This is a genomic window from Variovorax sp. FW305-3-2-15-B-LB1 (genome assembly GCF_058787635.1).
The window spans coordinates 119,405-136,825 of record NZ_JBYSZY010000005.1; the positions used below are offsets into that span (position 1 = coordinate 119,405).

A 17,421-nucleotide genomic window follows, 5' to 3' on the forward strand; every position below is an offset into this window, starting at 1 on the left:
GCGTCAGGCGCTTCGCTTCAGCAAGGTGGCCAGAAGCGCCAGGGCCCCGGTCAGCTCGTCGAAGCCGGGGCCGCCCAGGCAGATCCGCAGGCCGCTCGCCTTGTCCTTCGGGTTCGCCATCAGGGTCTGCGGCGGGGTGAGCTTCACACCGGCTTGCGCCGCCGCGGCCACGATGCCCTCGGCCGCATCGCGTCGCATCGGCAGCCAGACGTTGTAGGCATCGGGATGCCAGACCAGTTCGCTGGCACCGAGCAACGAGACGGCCAGCCTGGAACGCCGCCGGGCCTCGTGGCGCAGATCGCGCTGGACCGAGGCGACCACGCCGGTGGCCAGCCATTCGTCGACCACCGCGCAGGAGAACGCTGACGGCGCCATGGGCACATCCTGCAGAAGCTCCTGCGCGGGGCCGCACAGCTCGGGCGGCAGTGCCAGCACGCCGACCTGCAACCCCGGCCCGAGCGACTTGGAGAGCCCGTTCACATGCAACGTGATGTCGGGCGCCAATGCGGCCAACTGGGGCAAGCCGTCAGAGGCCACTGCGTACACGCCGTCTTCGATGATCCAGGCGCCCGCTCGGCGGCACACCGCCACGATGGCCCGCCGTCGCTTCGCGCTCATCGTGGCCGTCGTCGGGTTGTGCAGCGTCGGGGTGAGGTAGACCGCCGTGCCACCGGCGGGCGCCACGCCGTCGAGCGCCTGTGCGAGCGCCTGCGGCACCATCCCTTCCGCGTCCATCTCGACGCCCTGGATGCGATACCCCTTGCGCCGGGCCAGCGCGAGGGCGCCGGGGTAGGTGATCCGCTCGGTGAGCAGCAATCCTTGCCGCCCGCACACCAGCTCGAAGGCCAGCGACAGCGCCTGGCGTGCGCTGCTGGTCAGGACCAGCTGGGACGGATCGACGGCCAGGCCGATCGTTTCGAGCCAACGCGCGAGAACGCGGCGATGTTCCACGTGCCCGCCGGGCGGCGCGTACAGGTTGAAGTGATCCGCGTCGATCTTGCGCGCGATGCCCGCCAGCGTGCGCGCCAGCACGCGCGCACCGAGCGCGGCCGGCGGCGCGTTCGACGACAGATCGACCTGCCGGTCGCCGTGCGCCTGATGGATCGCCACGAACGTCCCCCGGCCCTTGACGCTGCGCGTCAGGCCCCTGCGCTCCAGGATGGCATAGGCCTTCGTCACGGTGCCCAGGCCGATCTGCAGCGTCTTCGCCAGGTCCCGATGCGCAGGCAAACGATCGCCGCCCGCGAGCCGCCCCTCGACGATGTCGTCGGCCAGGGCCAGCACCACCCGCTCGGTGGCATTCGTGCCGTTGCTGGCCAGACGGGGCGTCCAGGAGGATCGAAGAAGCACGTGCGCGGCCTCGCAAATAAAAGTGTCATGTGACACTTTTTGAATATTCCAATAGTGTAACTTTCACTCCTCGGCCTCCGGAAGGCAGGCCGCCGAAGACACCCTTGGTTTTGGAGCACCCGCATGGCCGTCAGCCAGATCGCACTCGTCTACGGGACGTACCTCATCGCCACCGCCAGTCCGGGGCCGAGCAACATGGCCATCATGGGCACCGCGATGCGTGACGGCCGTCGCCCCGCGCTCGCGCTTGCGGCCGGCGTTGTCACGGGCTCGCTCTTCTGGGCGATCCTGGCGGCGACCGGCGTTTCCGCGGTCCTGACCGCGTATGCGCAGGCGCTTATCGTGCTCAAGATCGTTGGCGGCCTCTACCTGCTGTACCTGGCTTTTCGCGCGGGCCGGTCCGCCATGCGACCCGGCACCGACGCGGTGAAGAACAGCGCGGAACGCGGCGCATTGCGCTACCGCACCCTCTACCGCCAGGGCGTGCTCATGCACATCGGCAACCCGAAGGCGATCATGTCGTGGATCGCGATCATCTCGCTCGGTGTGCGCCAGGACGCACCCGCCGGTGGGTTGCCGGCGATCGTGGGCGGCTGCGTGCTTCTCGGCATCATGGTGTTCGGCGGCTACGCGATCGTCTTTTCGACCGCCTCGATGATCGCGCTGTATGCGAGGCTGCGACGCTGGATCGAAGGCGTGCTCTCGGCGGTGTTCGCGGCCGCGGGGCTCAAGCTGCTGGTCTCGCAGAATTGAATCCAATGAATCCCGGCGAAAGACCGAACGCATGAGCATCACCGTCCACATGGTCGACGTCTTCGGCGCCGGCCCGCTCTCGGGCAATCCGCTGGCGGTCGTCACCGGCGCCGACGCCCTCGCCACGCACGACATGCAGCAGCTGACGCGCTGGTTCAACCTCTCGGAAACCGCGTTTGTCTTCGCACCCACGCACCCGGAGGCGGACTACCGCGTGAGGATCTTCACCCTGGACCGGGAGATGCCCTTTGCAGGCCACCCCACGCTCGGCAGCTGCCACGCCTGGCTGTCAGGCCCGGGCGCGCCCCGGCAACAAGCCACGGTGATCACGCAGGAGTGCGGCGCAGGGCTGGTCCAGATTCGGCGCGACCAGGGACGGCTCGCGTTCGCCGCGCCGCCGCTGATCCGCTCGGGCGCGCCGACCCCGGTCGAACTCGACGATGCACGGCGGCTGCTGGGCATAGAAGCCGACGACATCGAGGACGCGGCCTGGATCGACAACGGCCCCGGCTGGCTAGGAATCCGGCTGGCGTCGGCCGAGAAGGTGCTGTCTCTGGAGCCGGCCCGACGCTGGCCCACCCGCATCGACGTCGGCGTGGTCGGCCCTCATGCCGAGGGCGGCGATGCAGCCTTCGAAGTGCGCGCCTTCTTCACCGACCATCTGGGCGCCATCGTCGAAGACCCCGTCACGGGCAGCCTCAATGCCTCGCTCGCGCAGTGGCTCTTCGCCACGGGCGTGGCACGGGGCGACTATGTCGCCGCGCAGGGCACACGCCTGGGTCGGCAGGGCCGCATCCACCTGACCCGCGACGACGCCGGCCAGGTCTGGGTCGGCGGCGACACGCGCACGCACGTCAAGGGCGAACTGGACGGCCTCTGATCCGTTCACGCAAGGCCTGCACAGACTTCACTCTGACTTCACCTGCGTTGCGCACACTACGTTTCGACAGCGGTTCGGCGCTGGTAGAGGCAAGGGGAAGAAAAAAATAGCTCAGGGAAACGCCTCGATGCCGACCGCTGTCACCTTTCATCGCCCATCGAGAAAGGCGCAGGCGCATTCATCGCAAGAAAGGGCCACGGGCCAAGGATTACCATCGGCCGGGCGCACGCCGCGCCTCCCACGCCCATGACCGTCGCCACCGCCCCTGTGCCCCCTGCCATCGCCCAAGAAATGCCCGCCCCCGACGGCCCGCTGTCGCGCGCGAGGCCGGGGCGCGAACGCATCATGGCGGCCATCCGCACGGCGGCGGTGACGGAGTTCAGCCTGCACGGCCTGAAGGGCACCTCCACCCAGGCCATCGCCGCGCGCGCCGGCCTCACCAAGCCCCAGCTGCACTACTACATCGCCGGCAAGGAAGAGCTCTACGAAGAACTGCTGATGCAGGTGCTGCATGCCTGGAAGGTGGTGTTCTCGTTCGAGGACGCCAGCGACCCGGCCACGGTGCTGGGCGACTACATCCGCAAGAAGCTCGACCACGCGTTCGACAACCCGGAGATCTCGCGCATCTTCACGCGCGAGGTGCTCGACGGCGGACGCAACCTCGACCGCTACTGGCCCAACGCGCAGGCGTGGACGCAGAAGAAGGTCGACATCATCAACGGCTGGATCGCGCGCGGGCAGATGCGTCCCCTCGATGCGCGCCTGCTGCTGATGCACATCTGGGCCATGACCCAGAGCTACGCCGACTACGCGATCCAGACGCGCGTGATGCTCGGCCTGCCGCCCGAGGCGCCGATCGACCGCGAACCGATCGCGCGGGAACTGGTGGCGTTCGTCCTGGGCGGCTGCGGCATCAAGGCCTGAGTTCCGCGCCGGCCTCGCTCAGCCCACGCGGGCCTCCCAGACCTGGCCCGTCGGGTCGGCCAATGCAAGCCGCATCATCTCGATGAAGCGGCGCAGGCGCGCCGGCTGGAAGCGCGTGTGCGGGTAGGTCAGGTAGACCGGCAGCGGCGCCACATGCCATTGCGGCACGAGCTGCACCAGCCGTCCGGCGGCGATGTCTTCGTTCAGCAGCCAGGCCGAGCCCAGGCAGGCGCCCAAGCCCATGCGCGCCGCGCTTTGCAGCGCATAGAGGCTGTCGGTGCTCATGCGTGGGCGGATCGGCACCCGCGCGATCTCGCCGGTCGGCCGGTGCGTGAGCAGCACCTCGTTGCGATAGAAGGTGCGCAGCGCGAGCCACGGCAGCTCGGCCAGTTCTGCTGCGTGCGCGGGCGGTGAGCGGCCCTCCAGCAGCGAGGGCGCGGCGACCACCACGCGCGGAACCTCCGAGACCTTGACCGCCACGGCCATCGCGTCGGTCATCTCGCCGACCTGGATCGCGCAGTCGACGCCTTCGGCAATGAAGTCGGGGCGGCGGTCGTTCAGCAGCCATTCGACGGACACGCGCGGATAGGCGCGCAGGTACTCGGCCAGCGGACCGACCAGCAGCAACTGGCCCAGCGCATGCGGCGCCACCACCCGCAGCGTGCCCTCGGGCTCGTCGCCGACGCCGCGCAGGTCGGCTTCGAAAGCGTGCCAGTCGGCGATCAGCTCTCGGGCGCGCTCGTAGCAGCGCTCGCCATCCTCCGTGAGCTTCATGGCGTGCGTGGAGCGGCGCAGCAGTCGCACGCCCAGCGAGCGCTCCAGCGCCTGCAGGCGACGGCTCACGGTGGGCTGGGTCGCGCCCATCTGGAGCGCGGCGGCCGACAGGCTGCCGGCCTCGACGATGTGAAGAAAGGTCTGCATCAGCTCGATGCGGTCGACGGCAGGTGAAGTTGACATGGCCTCTTTTATACGTTTGGCGTATGGGCATTGTGCGATCCACAGGACTACCAAGCCAAGCCCCCAGCGGGCACATTCCAACCCTTGCTTCGATAATCGAGGGTTAACACCATGTCTTCCATTCAAACCACGCATGCACCGGCCTCCGCGCCGGGGCACGGCCTGCCGACCTCGCTGATCCTGCTGCTGGCCGCCGGCGCGGGGCTGTCGGTGGCCTCGCTCTACTACGCCCAGCCGATGCTCGGGGTGCTGGGCGCCGACATCGGCGCCTCCACCCGTGCGGTGGGCTTCATTCCCACGCTCACGCAACTGGGCTACGCGCTGGGCATCCTGCTGCTGGCGCCGCTGGGCGACCGCGTCGACCGGCGTCGCATCGTGCTGATCAAGGCAGGGGCGCTGTGCGCCGCACTGCTGGTGGCCGGCGCGGCACCGTCGATCGGCGTGCTGCTCGCGGCCAGCCTCGCGATCGGGCTGGCGGCCACGATGGCGCAGGACCTCGTGCCCGCCGCCGCCACGCTGGCGCCGGACGCCACGCGCGGCAAGACGGTCGGCACGGTGATGACGGGACTGCTGCTGGGCATCCTGCTGTCGCGCGTGGTGAGCGGCTTCGTGGCCGAGCACTTCGGCTGGCGCGCGATGTTCATCGCGGCCGCGGCCAGCATCGCGCTCATCGGCGCCGCGGCCTGGCGCGGGCTGCCGCGTTTTCGGCCGACGACGCACCTGGCCTACGGCGCCCTGCTCGGCTCGCTGGGCACGCTGTGGTCGCGCCACGGCACGCTGCGCCGCGCGGCGCTGGCCCAGGCGCTGCTGGCCGTGGGGTTCAGCGCCTTCTGGTCGACGCTGGCCGTGATGCTGCACGGCGCGCCCTTCCACCTGGGCAGCGCGGCCGCAGGCGCCTTCGGCCTGGCCGGCGCGGCGGGCGCGCTGGCGGCGCCGCTGGCCGGGCGGCTGGCCGACCGGCGCGGACCGGAGCTGGTGACGCGCCTGGGCGCGGGGCTGGCGCTGGTGTCGTTCGCGGCCATGGGGCTGGCACCGCTGATGACGCCGCATGCGCAGCTGTGGCTGCTGGCACTGGCCGCGGTCGGCTTCGACCTGGGCATGCAGGCGGCGCTCATCGCCCACCAGACCATCGTCTACGGCATCGAGCCCGGTGCGCGCAGCCGGCTCAACGCCGTGCTGTTCACCAGCATGTTCATCGGCATGGCGACCGGCTCGGCGCTGGGCGCGCTGGTGCTCGCTTCTTGGGGCTGGGCCGGCGTGACGGTGCTGGCGACCGCCACGGCCGCCGCCGCGCTGGCGGTGCGGCTCTGGCCGCGCCAAGCAAGCTAAGTAACTTAGCGCGGGCCGCGCCCGCCTCCCCAGTCCGGTGCGCCCGGACTGGCACGTCGCTTGCATAACCTGACCAGTTGCTCTGATTGATTGGTCAAATTCATGCACGTCCGCGTTGCCTGCTGTCTGTCGATGGAAACCAGCGCCCCCGCAGGCCCGACGGGGGCGCGTTGCGCATGAACGCGCCCGCACTGCTGGACAACGCACGGCTGCCGCGCTGGCTGCTGCCCGCCGACTGGCCGCAGCGCCACGGGGTGCCCGAACTCGCACGCATCGGCATCGAAGCCGGCCGCGTCCGCTCGGTGCAGCCCGCGAGGGACATCACGCCGGGCGCCGGCTGGGACCTCGCCGGCACGCTCGCCCTCCCCGCCTTCGTCGACGCGCACACGCACCTGGACAAGGCGTTCACGCTGGCGCGCATGCAAAAGGTGCAGCCCGGCCTGCTCGGCGCGATCGACGCGATGCTGGCCGACCGCGTGCACTGGACGCCCGCCGACGTGCGCGAGCGCGCATCGCGCGGCCTGCAATGGGCCTGGGCATGCGGCACCGCCCATGTGCGCACGCACGTCGACTGGTGGGAGCCCGACGCGCTGCCCACGGCCTGGCCCGTCATGGCCGAGCTGGCGCAGGAATGGGCCGGCCGGGTGCGGCTGGAGCAGGTCGCCCTCATCAAGCTGCCCCTGTTCGAAGACGCGTCGCAGGCGCTGCGCCTGGCGCGGCAGGTGAAGGCCACCGGAGAGCACGCGCTGCTCGGCGGCTTCGTGCACTCCACCAACTGGAGCGAGAACGCGCTGCGCAACCTGCTGTTGGCGGCGCAGGCCTGCGAGCTCGACATCGACCTGCACGTGGACGAGGAACTCGACGCCTCGGCCGTGGGCCTGCAGACCACCGCGCGCCTCCTGCGCGAGATCGGCTACGAAGGCCGCGTGGTCTGCGGCCACCTCTGCGCGCTGGCGGCCCAGCCCGAGGCGCAGGCCTTCGCTACGCTGGACGCCGTGGCACGCGCGCCGATCACCGTGGTGTCGCTGCCCGCCACCAACCTGCTGCTGCAGGACGCCGTCACCGGGCGCACGCCGCGCCAACGCGGCATCACGCTGGTCAAGGAAGCGCATGCGCGCGGCATTCCATTGCTGTTCGCGAGCGACAACGTGCAGGACCCGTTCTGCCGCCTCGGCAGCTTCGATCCGGTCGAGGCACTGGGCACGGCTGCGCTGGTGGCACAGCTCGACGACCCCTTCGACACCTGGTCGCAGGCGCTGTGCCGCAGCGACTGGCTGGAACGCACGCCCGCCACGACGACGCCCACGCTGGTCGGCGCCAAAGCCGACCTGGTGCTGTTCACGCAGGCCGACCGCCACGGCTGGCCCTCGCGCAGCGCCGCCCGCGTGGTGCTGCGCGACGGCCGCGTGACGCACGGCGACGCATCGCCTTTCTTCCCCGAATAAAGAACAAGCAAGGAATCCCATGCTCCACGGCTACATCCCGCCCCACCGCTTCCTGCCCTACCTGAGCTGGACCGAAATTGCCGCGCTGCCCGACCGCGAGAACACCGTCATCGTGCTGCCGTGCGGTGCGATCGAGCAGCACGGCCCGCACCTGCCGTGCTCGGTCGACAGCGTGATCGCCTCGGGCGTGATGGGCAAGGCGCTGGAGAAGCTGCCGGCCGAGGTGCGCGCCTTTGCCCTGCCGCCGATCACCTACGGCAAGTCGGAAGAGCACCTGCACTTTCCCGGCACGGTGACGCTCACGGGCACCACGCTGCTGTCGACCGTGATCGAGATCGGCGAGTCGGTGTACCGCTCGGGCTTTCGCAAGCTGCTGTTCGCCAACGGCCACGGCGGCCAGCCGCAGGTGCTGGAGATGGCGGCGCGCGAACTGCGCCTGCGCCACGGCGACTTCGTGATCGTGCCGCACGGCGTGTCGCGCCTGCCCAGCGCGGCGAGCCGGCAGGTGAGCGAGCAGGAGAAGAAGCTCGCGATGCACGCGGGTCATTCCGAGACCGCGCTGATGCTCGCGCTGGCGCCCGACACCGTGCACATGGAACGCGCGGTGGCCAACTTTCCGCCGCCCTTCCCGATCAAGCTGCTGTCGGCCGACGGCCGCCCGGCCTGCGCCTGGACCGCGCGCGACTTCGGCCCGAGCGGCGTGATCGGCGACCCGACCAGCACCACGCGCGAACAGGGCCTCGAAATCCTGGACACGCTCTCGGACAGCTGGGCGCAGGCGCTGACCGAGCTTCATGCGCTGCGCTGGGTCGTGCGCGAGGAAGCCACCTGGGAGCGCGGCCACCAGCAGGGCTTCATCCAGCAGTCGTTCGTGCCGGCCTGAGGCGCGCTCCTTGCAACGGCTTCGTTCTTCTTTTTCATCCCGCCTTCGAGAGGTCCCCACCATGCGTTCCTTCGCTCTTTCCCTGGCCGGCGCCGCCGCGCTCTCGCTCCTCACGGCCGTTGCACCCGCACAGGCCCAGGACAAGTTCACCTACATGACCAACTGGTATGCGCAGGCCGAGCACGGCGGCTTCTACCAGGCGGTGGCGCAGGGCATCTACAAGAAGCACGGCCTGGACGTGACCATCCGCATGGGCGGCCCGCAGGTCAACATCACGCAGATGATGGCCGCGGGCCAGGCCGACTGCATCATGGGATCGAGCGACATCCAGATGATGCAGGTGCGCGAAGGCGGCGTGCCCGTGGTCAACGTGGCGGCCTTCTTCCAGAAGGACCCGCAGGTGCTGATCGCGCACGACGACGTCAAGAAATTCGAGGACCTCAAGGGCAAGACGCTCCTGATCGGCGCGCAGGCCAACCGCGGCTACTGGCCATGGCTCAAGGCCCGCTTCGGTCTGAAGGACGAACAGACGCGCCCCTACACCTTCAACATCCAGCCCTTCGTGGCCGACCCGAACACCGCGCAGCAGGGCTACCTGACCTCCGAGCCCTACGCCATCCAGAAGGCCGGCGTGAAGAGCACGGTGCTGATGTTCAGCGACCACGGCTATCCCTCCTACGCCGTCACCGTGTCGTGCATGGACAAGACGGTGAAGGAGCGCAGCAAGCAGGTCGCCGCCTTCGTGAAGGCCTCGGCCGAAGGCTGGAAGAGCTACTTGGCCGACCCGGCACCGGCCAACGCGCTGATCAAGAAGGACAACCCCAACATGACCGACGACCAGCTGGCCTACAGCGTGGCCAAGCTGAAAGAGATGGGCATGGTCACGGGCGGCGACGCGGCCAAGCTCGGCATCGGCGTGATCACCGATGCGCGCGCCAAGGCGAGCTACGACTTCCTGGTGGCTTCCAAGCTGCTCGACCCTGCCAAGGTGGACCTCGCAAAAACCTACACGACCGAGTTCGTGAAGGACGCCAAGGTCTTGCCCTGAATCTCGCCGCGCCATGAACCGCATCGAACCCCACACCCTCGCGCCGCCGGTGGCGCCCGCCGTGCCCGCCGTCGAGATCCTCTCGGCCGAGAAGACCTACCCCAACGGCACGCAGGCGCTGCTGCCGGTGGACCTGTCGATCGCCGAAGGCGAGTTCGTCACGTTGCTGGGCCCCTCGGGCTGCGGCAAGAGCACGCTGCTGAAGATGGTGGCGGGCATGCTCGAACCCAGCGACGGGCGCCTGCTGGTGTGGCGCAAGCCCGTGGCGCAGTTGCACGACTGCCCGCACAAGATGTCGTTCGTGTTCCAGTCGCCCACGCTGATGCCCTGGGCCAGCGTGCAGACCAATGTGCGGCTGCCGCTGGACCTGGCCGGCGTGCCCCGCAAGGAGGCCGATGCGCGGGTGACGGAATCGCTCGCGCTCGTGGGGCTGGAGAAGTTCGCCAGTGCGCTGCCGCGTGCGCTGTCGGGCGGCATGCAGATGCGCGTGTCGATCGCGCGCGGCCTGGTCACGCAGCCCGACCTGCTGCTGATGGACGAGCCCTTCGGCGCGCTCGACGAGATCACGCGCCACAAGCTCGACGCCGACCTGCTCGAGCTGTGGCGCAAGAAGAAGCTCACGGTGATCTTCGTGACGCACTCGATCCACGAGGCGGTGTTCCTGTCCAGCCGCGTGGTGATGATGGCCGCGCGGCCGGGTCGCGTGGTCGAGCAGTTCCAGATCGACGAGCCCTACCCGCGCCAGGCCGACTTCATGGTCACGCCCGCGTTCGCGCGCCACGCGAAGCAATTGCAGGACAGCCTGCTGCGCGCCAGCACCACAGAAGAAGAGGAGGCCGCGCCATGAAGACAGCGACGAAACCCGCAACGCCCCTGCTGGGCCAGCCACGCGTGCAGCGCGTGCTCTATCCGGTGCTCATCGGCGTGGTGCTGGTCGCGCTGTGGCAGTGGATGGTGGTGGCCATGGAACTGCCGCCCTACCTCGTGCCCTCGCCCTGGCTGATGATGCAGACGCTGGTGACCGACTGGGCGCCGCTGGGCAGCGCGCTCCTGGTCACGCTGAAGATCACGGTGTTGTCGTTCGCGCTGGCCACGGTGGCGGGCGTGCTGATCTCGTTCCTGTTCGTGCAGAGCAAGCGCATCGAGACCGCCCTCTTTCCGTACGCGGTGCTGCTGCAGGTCACGCCCATCGTGGCCGTGGCGCCGCTGATCATCATCTGGGTGAAGAACCCGGTGGCGGCCATGACGGTGTGCGCGGCGCTGGTGGCGCTGTTTCCGATCATCAGCAACACCACGCTGGGCCTGCGCAGCATCGACCCCGACCTGCAGAGCTACTTCAAGCTGAACCGCGCCACGCGCTGGCAGCAGCTGGTGCGCCTGCGCATCCCGAGCGCGCTGCCCTACTTCTTCGGCGGGCTGCGCATCTCCAGCGGCCTGGCGCTGATCGGCGCGGTGGTGGCGGAGTTCGTGGCCGGCACGGGCGGCTCCGGCGCGGGGCTGGCCTACCAGATCCTGCAGGCGGGCTTCCAGCTGAACATTCCGCGCATGTTCGCGGCCCTGCTGCTCATCTCCCTCACCGGCGTCGCGCTCTTCGTGCTGATGGCCTGGCTCACCAAGGTGGCGCTGGGCTCGTGGCACGCGAGCGAACTTTCCCAGGATTGAAATCGACCATGAACGCTCCCGCTTCCGCCATCGAACAACTGCTGCTCGAACTCCCCGACTTCGACTGGATCACCGACGAAGGCCGCGTCACGCGCCTCTCGCAGGACTTCTCCTGGTTCAGCCCGGTGCTCACGCGCCAGCTGAAGGACAAGCGCGCCGACGTGGTGGTGCGCCCGCGCACCGAAGAAGACATCCGCGCGGTGGTCGGCGCCTGCGCGCGCCGCGGCGTGCCCATCACCATTCGCGGCAGCGGCACCGGCAACTACGGCCAGACCACGCCGCTCGCCGGCGGCGTGGTGCTCGACATGACGGGCTACAACGCCTGCCTGTGGGTGCAGCCCGGCGTGGCGCGCGCGCAGGCCGGCATCCGCCTGGGCGAACTCGAGAAGCAGACGAAACCCACCGGCCAGGAGATGCGCTGCGTGCCCTCGACCTACCGCAGCGCAACGCTGGGCGGCCTGTTCGGCGGCGGCTTCGGCGGCGTGGGCTCGATCAACTACGGGCCGCTGGGCGCCCCCGGCAATGTGCTGGGCATTCGCGCGATGACCATCGAGGCCGAGCCGCAGGTGATCGAGCTGCGCGGCGCCGAAGCGATGCGCATGCACCACCTGTGGGGCACCAACGGCCTCGTGCTGGAGCTGGAGATCGCACTGGCGCCTGCGCATCCGTGGCTCGAGACGCTGGTGACCTTCGACGACTTCGAGAACGCGCTGAACTTCGCGGACAAGCTCGCGCATGCGCCGGGCATCGTGAAGCGCGGCGTCACCTTCTTCGCGGCGCCCATCGGCGACCACCTCGCACAACTGGCGGCGCACCTGCCCAAGGGCTGCCACACCGTGCTGTCGCTGGTGGCCGAGCAGAGCGAGCCGGCCATGATGCTTTTGGTGCAGGCGCACGGCGGCACCGTGGGCTACCGCAAGACGGCCGCCGAAGTGCAGAAGAGCAACCGCACGCTGATGGAGTTCACCTGGAACCACACGACGCTGCACGCGCTGAAGATCGACCCGACGCTGACCTACCTGCAAAGCGGGTTCATCCCCGGCCGGCATGTCGAGCAGGTCATCGAGATGGAGAAACTGCTGGGCGGCGAGGTCATGATGCACGTCGAGTTCCTGCGCAACGCGGCGGGGCTCCTCACCTGCAGCGGGCTGCAACTCGTGCGCTTCAGTACCGAGGATCGCCTGAACGAGATCATCGACATCCACCGTGCGCACCAGGTGCACATCAACAACCCGCACGTGAACATCGTGGAAGACGGCAAGGCCGGCGGCCCGCTGCCGCCGGAAGTCATCGAGGTGAAGCAGCGCTTCGATCCGATGGGCTTGCTGAACCCGGGCAAGCTGCGCGACTGGCCGGTGAAGGCGACGACAGCGAACTGAAGACGACCTCAGCGAGCGTCCGTCAGCCCTTGCGCGCCGCGCTGCTTCGCTGCGCCGGCGCCAGTGCCTTGAGCGCCTGCACGAACTCCTCGAGGAGTGGGGAGCGGTAGGTATTCGGACGTGAGAAAAGCGAGATGCGCCTCGGAATCGACAGCGCGTCAACGGGAATCACCTTGACACCACGCGCCTGGGGCAGTGCGAGCACGGAGATCGGGACGATGCCCATCAGATCGGTCGCTGCAAGCACCGGCAGCGACCAGGACGCATTGAAGTGCACCTCGATCGCGCCTTGCGGCGGCGTCGCGCCCGCGCAGCGAAATACCTCGTCCAGCTTCGCGCGTGCAGCCGAGTGAACGGACGGCAGCACCCAGGGGAATTTCGACAGATCGCCCATCGTGAGACGGCGACGCGCGAAGACCGGATGCCCCACGCGCGCCACGGCGACGAGCGCATCGGTCAGCAGATCCTCATGCACCAGGCCGTGCGGCATGGATTCATAGGTCGGAATCACGGCGACATCGAGCAGGCCCTGGCGCGTCCAGTCGATCAACTCGTCCGAGGACGCCACTTCCAGGCGCACATGCATGCCCGGGCGACGGGGCTGCAGCGCCGCAAGCGCCGGTGAAAGCACGGCATCCAGAACCGCCAGCGTCGCGCCCACACGGATGAGCCCGGCGCGTCCTGCGCGGACGTCGCCCGCATGACGAAGCGCCTCGTCGTGCGCTGACTTCATGCGTTGCGCACGTTCGCGGAACGCGACGCCGAAGGGCGTGAGTGTCATGCCATGGCCCGAGCGCTCGAAGAGACCGAGCCCCATCTCGTCCTCCAGCCGGCGGATCGCCTTGGACAGCGCCGCGGCCGTCACCGTCAGGCTGGTTGCAGCACGGGCCAGCTGCCCATGGCGCGCCACTTCCAGGAAGTAGTCGAGGTCGCGTGCCGAGAAGGACATGAATAAAAGTCAACGAAGATTTCCCAATTGGAAACACCCGAATCCTAGCCGTTCCTAGACTGCAGTCGCAATGAGTCCCTCCATGAACCCACCCAACATCGTTCTCATCCTTGCCGACAACCTCGGCTGGGGCGAGCTCGGCTGCTACGGCGGCGGGGCGCTGCGGGGCGCGCCCACGCCACGCATCGACGCGCTCGCCAGCCAAGGCCTTCTGCTGCAGAACTTCAATGTCGAGAGCGATTGCGTGCCGACGCGCTCCGCGCTGATGAGCGGGCGGCATCCGATCCGCACGGGCTGCCTGCAATCGGTGCCGCCCGGCCTGCCTCAGGGCCTGGCACGCCGCGAGATCACCCTGGCGCAGTTGCTCTCGGCACAGGGCTATGCGACTGCGCACTACGGCAAATGGCACCTGGGCGATGTGGAAGGCCGCTTCCCGAGCGACCGGGGATTCGACGAGTGGTACGGCATTCCGCGCACCACGGACGAGAGCCAGTTCACGGCCAGTGTCGGCTACGACCCGAGCGTGGCGGACATCCCGTACATCATGCAGGGCCGTGCCGGTGCGCCTTCGCAGAACGTCGAGGAATACAACCTGGATTCGCGCCGGCGCATCGACGAGACGCTGACGAACCGGTCTCTGGAATTCATCCAGCGCAACCACGCGGCACAGAAGCCGTTCTTCCTTTATCTGCCGCTCACGCACCTGCATTTCCCCACCCTGCCTCACCGCGATTTCGCGGGCCGCACCGGCCATGGCGACTTCGCCGATTCCATGGTCGAGATGGATCACCGCGTGGGCCAGGTCATCGACGAGATCGAGCGCCTCGGCATTTCAGAAGACACCCTCTTCATCTTCGCGAGCGACAACGGCCCCGAGTTCCGCGCTCCGTACCGCGGCACGGCCGGCCCCTGGCGCGGCACCTATCACACGGCCATGGAAGGCAGCCTGCGCGTGCCGTGCATCGTGCGCTGGCCGGGCAAGATCGCCGCAGGCCGGGTGAGCAACGAGATCGTGCACGTCACCGACCTCTGCTCCACGCTGGCACGCGCGGGTGGCGCCCGCATTCCCGAGGACAGGCCGATCGATGGCATGGACCAGATGCCCTTCTTCCTCGGCGAACAGAAATCCTTGCGCGAGGGCTTTCTCTTCCATATCAAGAACGAACTGCGCGCAGTGAAATGGCGCGACTGGAAGCTGCATTTCTACTGGGAGCCCGAGGTGAACGAAGGCAAGGGCAAGCTCGAGTCGCCCTATCTCTTCAACATCACGCGCGACCCCAAGGAGGAGTCGGATGTGCTCGTCTACAACACGTGGGTCCTGGGGCCAATCCAGCGGATGGTCCGCGCCTTCCATCAGAGTGCGGCAGCACATCCTCACACGGCGCCGGGCGCGCCAGACTGAGGCCGCGGAATCCCTGACGCGCTCGAGCATCTCTCCACCGTCCCAGAAGGCTCACCCCATGTCCAAGCATCCAGGCGGCCGCCGAGGCCTCTTTCTGATCTTCTGCGCGCTCACGGCGCTGGCGTCTTCTGCGGCGCTCGCGCAAGAGAAGTACCCCTCTCGAGCGATCACCTGGGTCGTCGGCTACCCACCCGGGGGCAGCGTCGATGTCGTCACGCGCCTTGTCGCCCGCAAGCTGGAAGCGACGCTCGGCCAGCCCATCGTGGTCGACAACAAGCCCGGCGCCACGGGCTCGCTCGCGCTGCGATACGTGGCAACCCAGCCCGCCGACGGCTATACCCTGGTGACGGTTCCCGGCCCGGTGCTCACGAGCATCCCGATGCCGCAGATCGGCAAGGAGATGAGCGCCATCGCCATGCTCGCCAAAGGCTCCACCGTTCTCGTAGGACCGGCACGGCCCGACGCACCCAAGGACCTCAAGGCCCTGCTCTCAGACGCATCCGCCCACCCGGACAAGTACAGCTACGGCTCTTCCGGCAACGGCACCGGCCAACACCTGACCGGAGAACTCATCCAGGCACTGACAGGCGTGACGATGACGCATGTGCCCTACAAGGGCGGCAACCAGGCGGTGACCGACGTGATCGGTGGACAGCTCCCCCTGGCCGTGCTGGGCATCACACCCGTGCTCCCGCACATCAAGTCCGGCAAGCTCAAGGCGTATGGGGTCTCCACGGCCGCGCGCTCCGCCTCCTTGCCCGAGGTGCCGACACTCAGGGAAGCGGGCATCGCCAACTTCGAAGCCAGCCAGTGGTTCGTTCTCGCTGCGCGCACGGGCCTCCCGGCAGACCGAAGCGATCGCCTCAACGAAGCGGTGGCACAAGCCCTGAAGGACCCGGAGGTCATGAAAGGCTTCGAGAACGTCGGCATGTTTCCCGAAGCCAGCAGCGCGAAGCAGACCGCCGACTACATCCACACCGACATGCGGCGCTGGGCAGACCTTGTGAAGAAGAACAAGATCGCGATTGACTAGCTAGCGTGTGGAGTGAACCCCATCGACGGGATCGCGGGGGTCGTCCAAACGAAGCCGTCTGGCCAATGAAAAAGGGCGTTCACTGAATTTCAGTGAACGCCCTGGGTCGTTGCTGGGGTCTACTGAATGATCCCCCGAAACGCCCATGTCTATTGAGAGGTCATCTCCCACCTGTTAGTTTGTTCCCCGCTTTGTTCCCCGGTCTTCGTTTGGCAATAGGCTACGACCCCCGTCAGGGGTACTTGCCCGTCCTGGGCCCCCAAGCGCTTCGCGACGGCATCCGCGAGATGCCTTGCTCGGCGAAGGCCGTCAACGTTGTTGCAAAATGTTCGCCAAACCTATATTTGAAGGTTTCGGGGGGAATCAATGGCAAGACGGCGCAAATCCAGCACGGCCGAGGACCTCATGGATCTGGTGGCCCTGCTGCCCTGGTGGACGGGCGTGGTGTTGGCGCTCGTCAGCTACTGGGTGCTGCATGCCATTGCCACGCGTCCCCTGCCCGCGGCGCAGTCCGCCCAGCAGATCGGGCAGCTGGCCACGACAGCCATCTGGCAGGGCCTGGCCACGGGAGGCCAATACCTGCTGCCGCTGATCTGCATTTTCGGTGCCGTCATGTCGGCGGTGCGCCGCCGGCAACGGCGCGCCCTGTTCGATACCGCCTCGGCGAGCAGCAGCGCCGATGCGCTGCAGGGAATGTCCTGGCAGCAGTTTGAACTGCTGGTCGGCGAAGGTTTTCGGCGCCGCGGCTATGTGGTCAAGGAGGTTGGAGGCGGCGGTGCCGACGGTGGCGTGGACTTGGTGCTCACCCAAACCGGCGAGAAGACCTTCGTGCAGTGCAAACAGTGGAAAGCCTTCAAGGTTGGCGCCTCCACGGTGCGGGAGCTTTATGGCGTGATGGCCGCGCATGGCGCAGCAGGTGGCTTCGTCGTGACCTCCGGGCGCTTCACGCAGGAGGCCACCGCGTTCGCCAACGGCCGCAACATCCGGCTCATCGATGGGCCGGCACTCATGCAGCTCCTGCACGAAGCGCGCGGCAAGACTGAGGCAAGTTCATCACCTTCCAAGGCGGCCGTGCCGCAGCCAACGGCGGCATTCGCAAGGTCTGGTGAATCGGCTGGCGTTGCTCAGGCGATGGAGGCGACCGTGTCCGCCCCTCCCCTCTGCCCAAAGTGTGACAAGCCGATGGTGCGGCGGGTGGCGAAGCGGGGCGTCGCGGCCGGCAAGGCCTTCTGGGGATGCTCGGAATTTTCTGCGGGATGCCGGGGCACGCGCGAGATTCAGAGCACCTGACGGTCGACTCTGACGCGTACCGCAAGCCTCCGACAATGCAAAGATTGACAGGCTCGCATGCCAACCTTGAGAGCCCACGGGCAGCCAGCGCTGTGCCGAAATACATGATCAACAGGACGGAGACGATTTGCCAGTCT

The 17,421-nt window shown here is 68.2% G+C and carries 16 protein-coding genes; 13 read left to right on the top strand and 3 right to left on the bottom strand.

The window, feature by feature from the left end; genetic code table 11:
• Positions 1 to 3: 3 nt before the first annotated feature.
• Positions 4 to 1,350: an aminotransferase-like domain-containing protein gene (locus AC3WQR_RS05115; RefSeq protein WP_492741354.1), complete on the bottom strand. Its 1,347-nt coding sequence runs from the start codon at positions 1,348 to 1,350 to the stop codon at positions 4 to 6.
• 123 nt (positions 1,351 to 1,473) lie between these two features.
• Between AC3WQR_RS05115 and AC3WQR_RS05120 the strand changes: the two genes are divergently transcribed.
• The 3 genes from AC3WQR_RS05120 (at position 1,474) to AC3WQR_RS05130 (ending at position 3,907) form a co-directional block, all read left to right on the top strand.
• A complete protein-coding gene (locus AC3WQR_RS05120) occupies positions 1,474 to 2,103 on the top strand; it encodes a LysE family translocator (RefSeq protein ID WP_492741313.1) in 630 nt (209 codons plus the stop codon).
• Positions 2,104 to 2,134: 31 nt separating this feature from the next.
• Positions 2,135 to 2,983 (top strand): PhzF family phenazine biosynthesis protein, encoded by an 849-nt coding sequence (locus AC3WQR_RS05125; RefSeq protein WP_492741314.1) that lies wholly within the window; start codon positions 2,135 to 2,137, stop codon positions 2,981 to 2,983.
• 291 nt (positions 2,984 to 3,274) lie between these two features.
• Entirely contained in the window at positions 3,275 to 3,907 is a 633-nt protein-coding gene (locus tag AC3WQR_RS05130; RefSeq protein WP_062470962.1) for a TetR family transcriptional regulator C-terminal domain-containing protein, read from the top strand.
• Between the two features lie 18 nt (positions 3,908 to 3,925).
• Here the strand turns inward: AC3WQR_RS05130 and AC3WQR_RS05135 are convergent, their stop codons facing one another.
• Positions 3,926 to 4,864, bottom strand: a complete 939-nt coding sequence (locus AC3WQR_RS05135) for a LysR family transcriptional regulator (protein WP_492741315.1) — start codon at positions 4,862 to 4,864, stop codon at positions 3,926 to 3,928.
• A 111-nt stretch (positions 4,865 to 4,975) separates the two neighbouring features.
• Here AC3WQR_RS05135 and AC3WQR_RS05140 point away from each other — a divergent pair, with 111 nt between their 5' ends.
• From AC3WQR_RS05140 to AC3WQR_RS05170, 7 genes are all read left to right on the top strand, one after another.
• Complete coding sequence (locus AC3WQR_RS05140; RefSeq protein ID WP_492741316.1) at positions 4,976 to 6,193, top strand: MFS transporter; 1,218 nt, start codon at positions 4,976 to 4,978, stop codon at positions 6,191 to 6,193.
• Between the two features lie 176 nt (positions 6,194 to 6,369).
• Positions 6,370 to 7,638 carry an amidohydrolase family protein gene (locus tag AC3WQR_RS05145; protein ID WP_492741317.1) on the top strand — a complete coding sequence of 423 codons (1,269 nt, stop codon included), beginning with the start codon at positions 6,370 to 6,372 and terminating at the stop codon, positions 7,636 to 7,638.
• 19 nt (positions 7,639 to 7,657) lie between these two features.
• Positions 7,658 to 8,521 carry a creatininase family protein gene (locus tag AC3WQR_RS05150; protein ID WP_492741318.1) on the top strand — a complete coding sequence of 288 codons (864 nt, stop codon included), beginning with the start codon at positions 7,658 to 7,660 and terminating at the stop codon, positions 8,519 to 8,521.
• A 61-nt stretch (positions 8,522 to 8,582) separates the two neighbouring features.
• A complete protein-coding gene (locus AC3WQR_RS05155) occupies positions 8,583 to 9,569 on the top strand; it encodes an ABC transporter substrate-binding protein (RefSeq protein ID WP_095744428.1) in 987 nt (328 codons plus the stop codon).
• A 13-nt stretch (positions 9,570 to 9,582) separates the two neighbouring features.
• A complete protein-coding gene (locus tag AC3WQR_RS05160; RefSeq protein WP_492741319.1) occupies positions 9,583 to 10,416 on the top strand; it encodes an ABC transporter ATP-binding protein in 834 nt (277 codons plus the stop codon).
• Positions 10,413 to 11,231, top strand: a complete 819-nt coding sequence (locus AC3WQR_RS05165) for an ABC transporter permease (RefSeq protein ID WP_369644177.1) — start codon at positions 10,413 to 10,415, stop codon at positions 11,229 to 11,231. Before AC3WQR_RS05160 ends, AC3WQR_RS05165 begins: the two co-directional genes overlap by 4 nt.
• An 8-nt stretch (positions 11,232 to 11,239) precedes the next feature.
• Positions 11,240 to 12,610 (top strand): FAD-binding oxidoreductase, encoded by a 1,371-nt coding sequence (locus tag AC3WQR_RS05170; RefSeq protein WP_492741320.1) that lies wholly within the window; start codon positions 11,240 to 11,242, stop codon positions 12,608 to 12,610.
• Positions 12,611 to 12,632: 22 nt separating this feature from the next.
• Here AC3WQR_RS05170 and AC3WQR_RS05175 read toward each other — a convergent pair whose 3' ends face one another.
• Positions 12,633 to 13,559 (bottom strand): LysR family transcriptional regulator, encoded by a 927-nt coding sequence (locus tag AC3WQR_RS05175; RefSeq protein ID WP_492741321.1) that lies wholly within the window; start codon positions 13,557 to 13,559, stop codon positions 12,633 to 12,635.
• A gap of 82 nt (positions 13,560 to 13,641) precedes the next feature.
• On the opposite strand from AC3WQR_RS05175, the gene AC3WQR_RS05180 reads away from it, so the two are divergent.
• From AC3WQR_RS05180 to AC3WQR_RS05190, 3 genes are all read left to right on the top strand, one after another.
• Positions 13,642 to 14,961, top strand: a complete 1,320-nt coding sequence (locus AC3WQR_RS05180; protein WP_492741322.1) for an arylsulfatase — start codon at positions 13,642 to 13,644, stop codon at positions 14,959 to 14,961.
• 58 nt (positions 14,962 to 15,019) lie between these two features.
• The gene (locus AC3WQR_RS05185) at positions 15,020 to 15,994 is read left to right on the top strand and encodes a tripartite tricarboxylate transporter substrate binding protein (RefSeq protein WP_492741323.1); all 975 of its coding nucleotides are present in this window, start codon (positions 15,020 to 15,022) and stop codon (positions 15,992 to 15,994) included.
• Between the two features lie 366 nt (positions 15,995 to 16,360).
• Entirely contained in the window at positions 16,361 to 17,284 is a 924-nt protein-coding gene (locus AC3WQR_RS05190) for a restriction endonuclease (protein ID WP_492741324.1), read from the top strand.
• Positions 17,285 to 17,421: the final 137 nt, after the last annotated feature.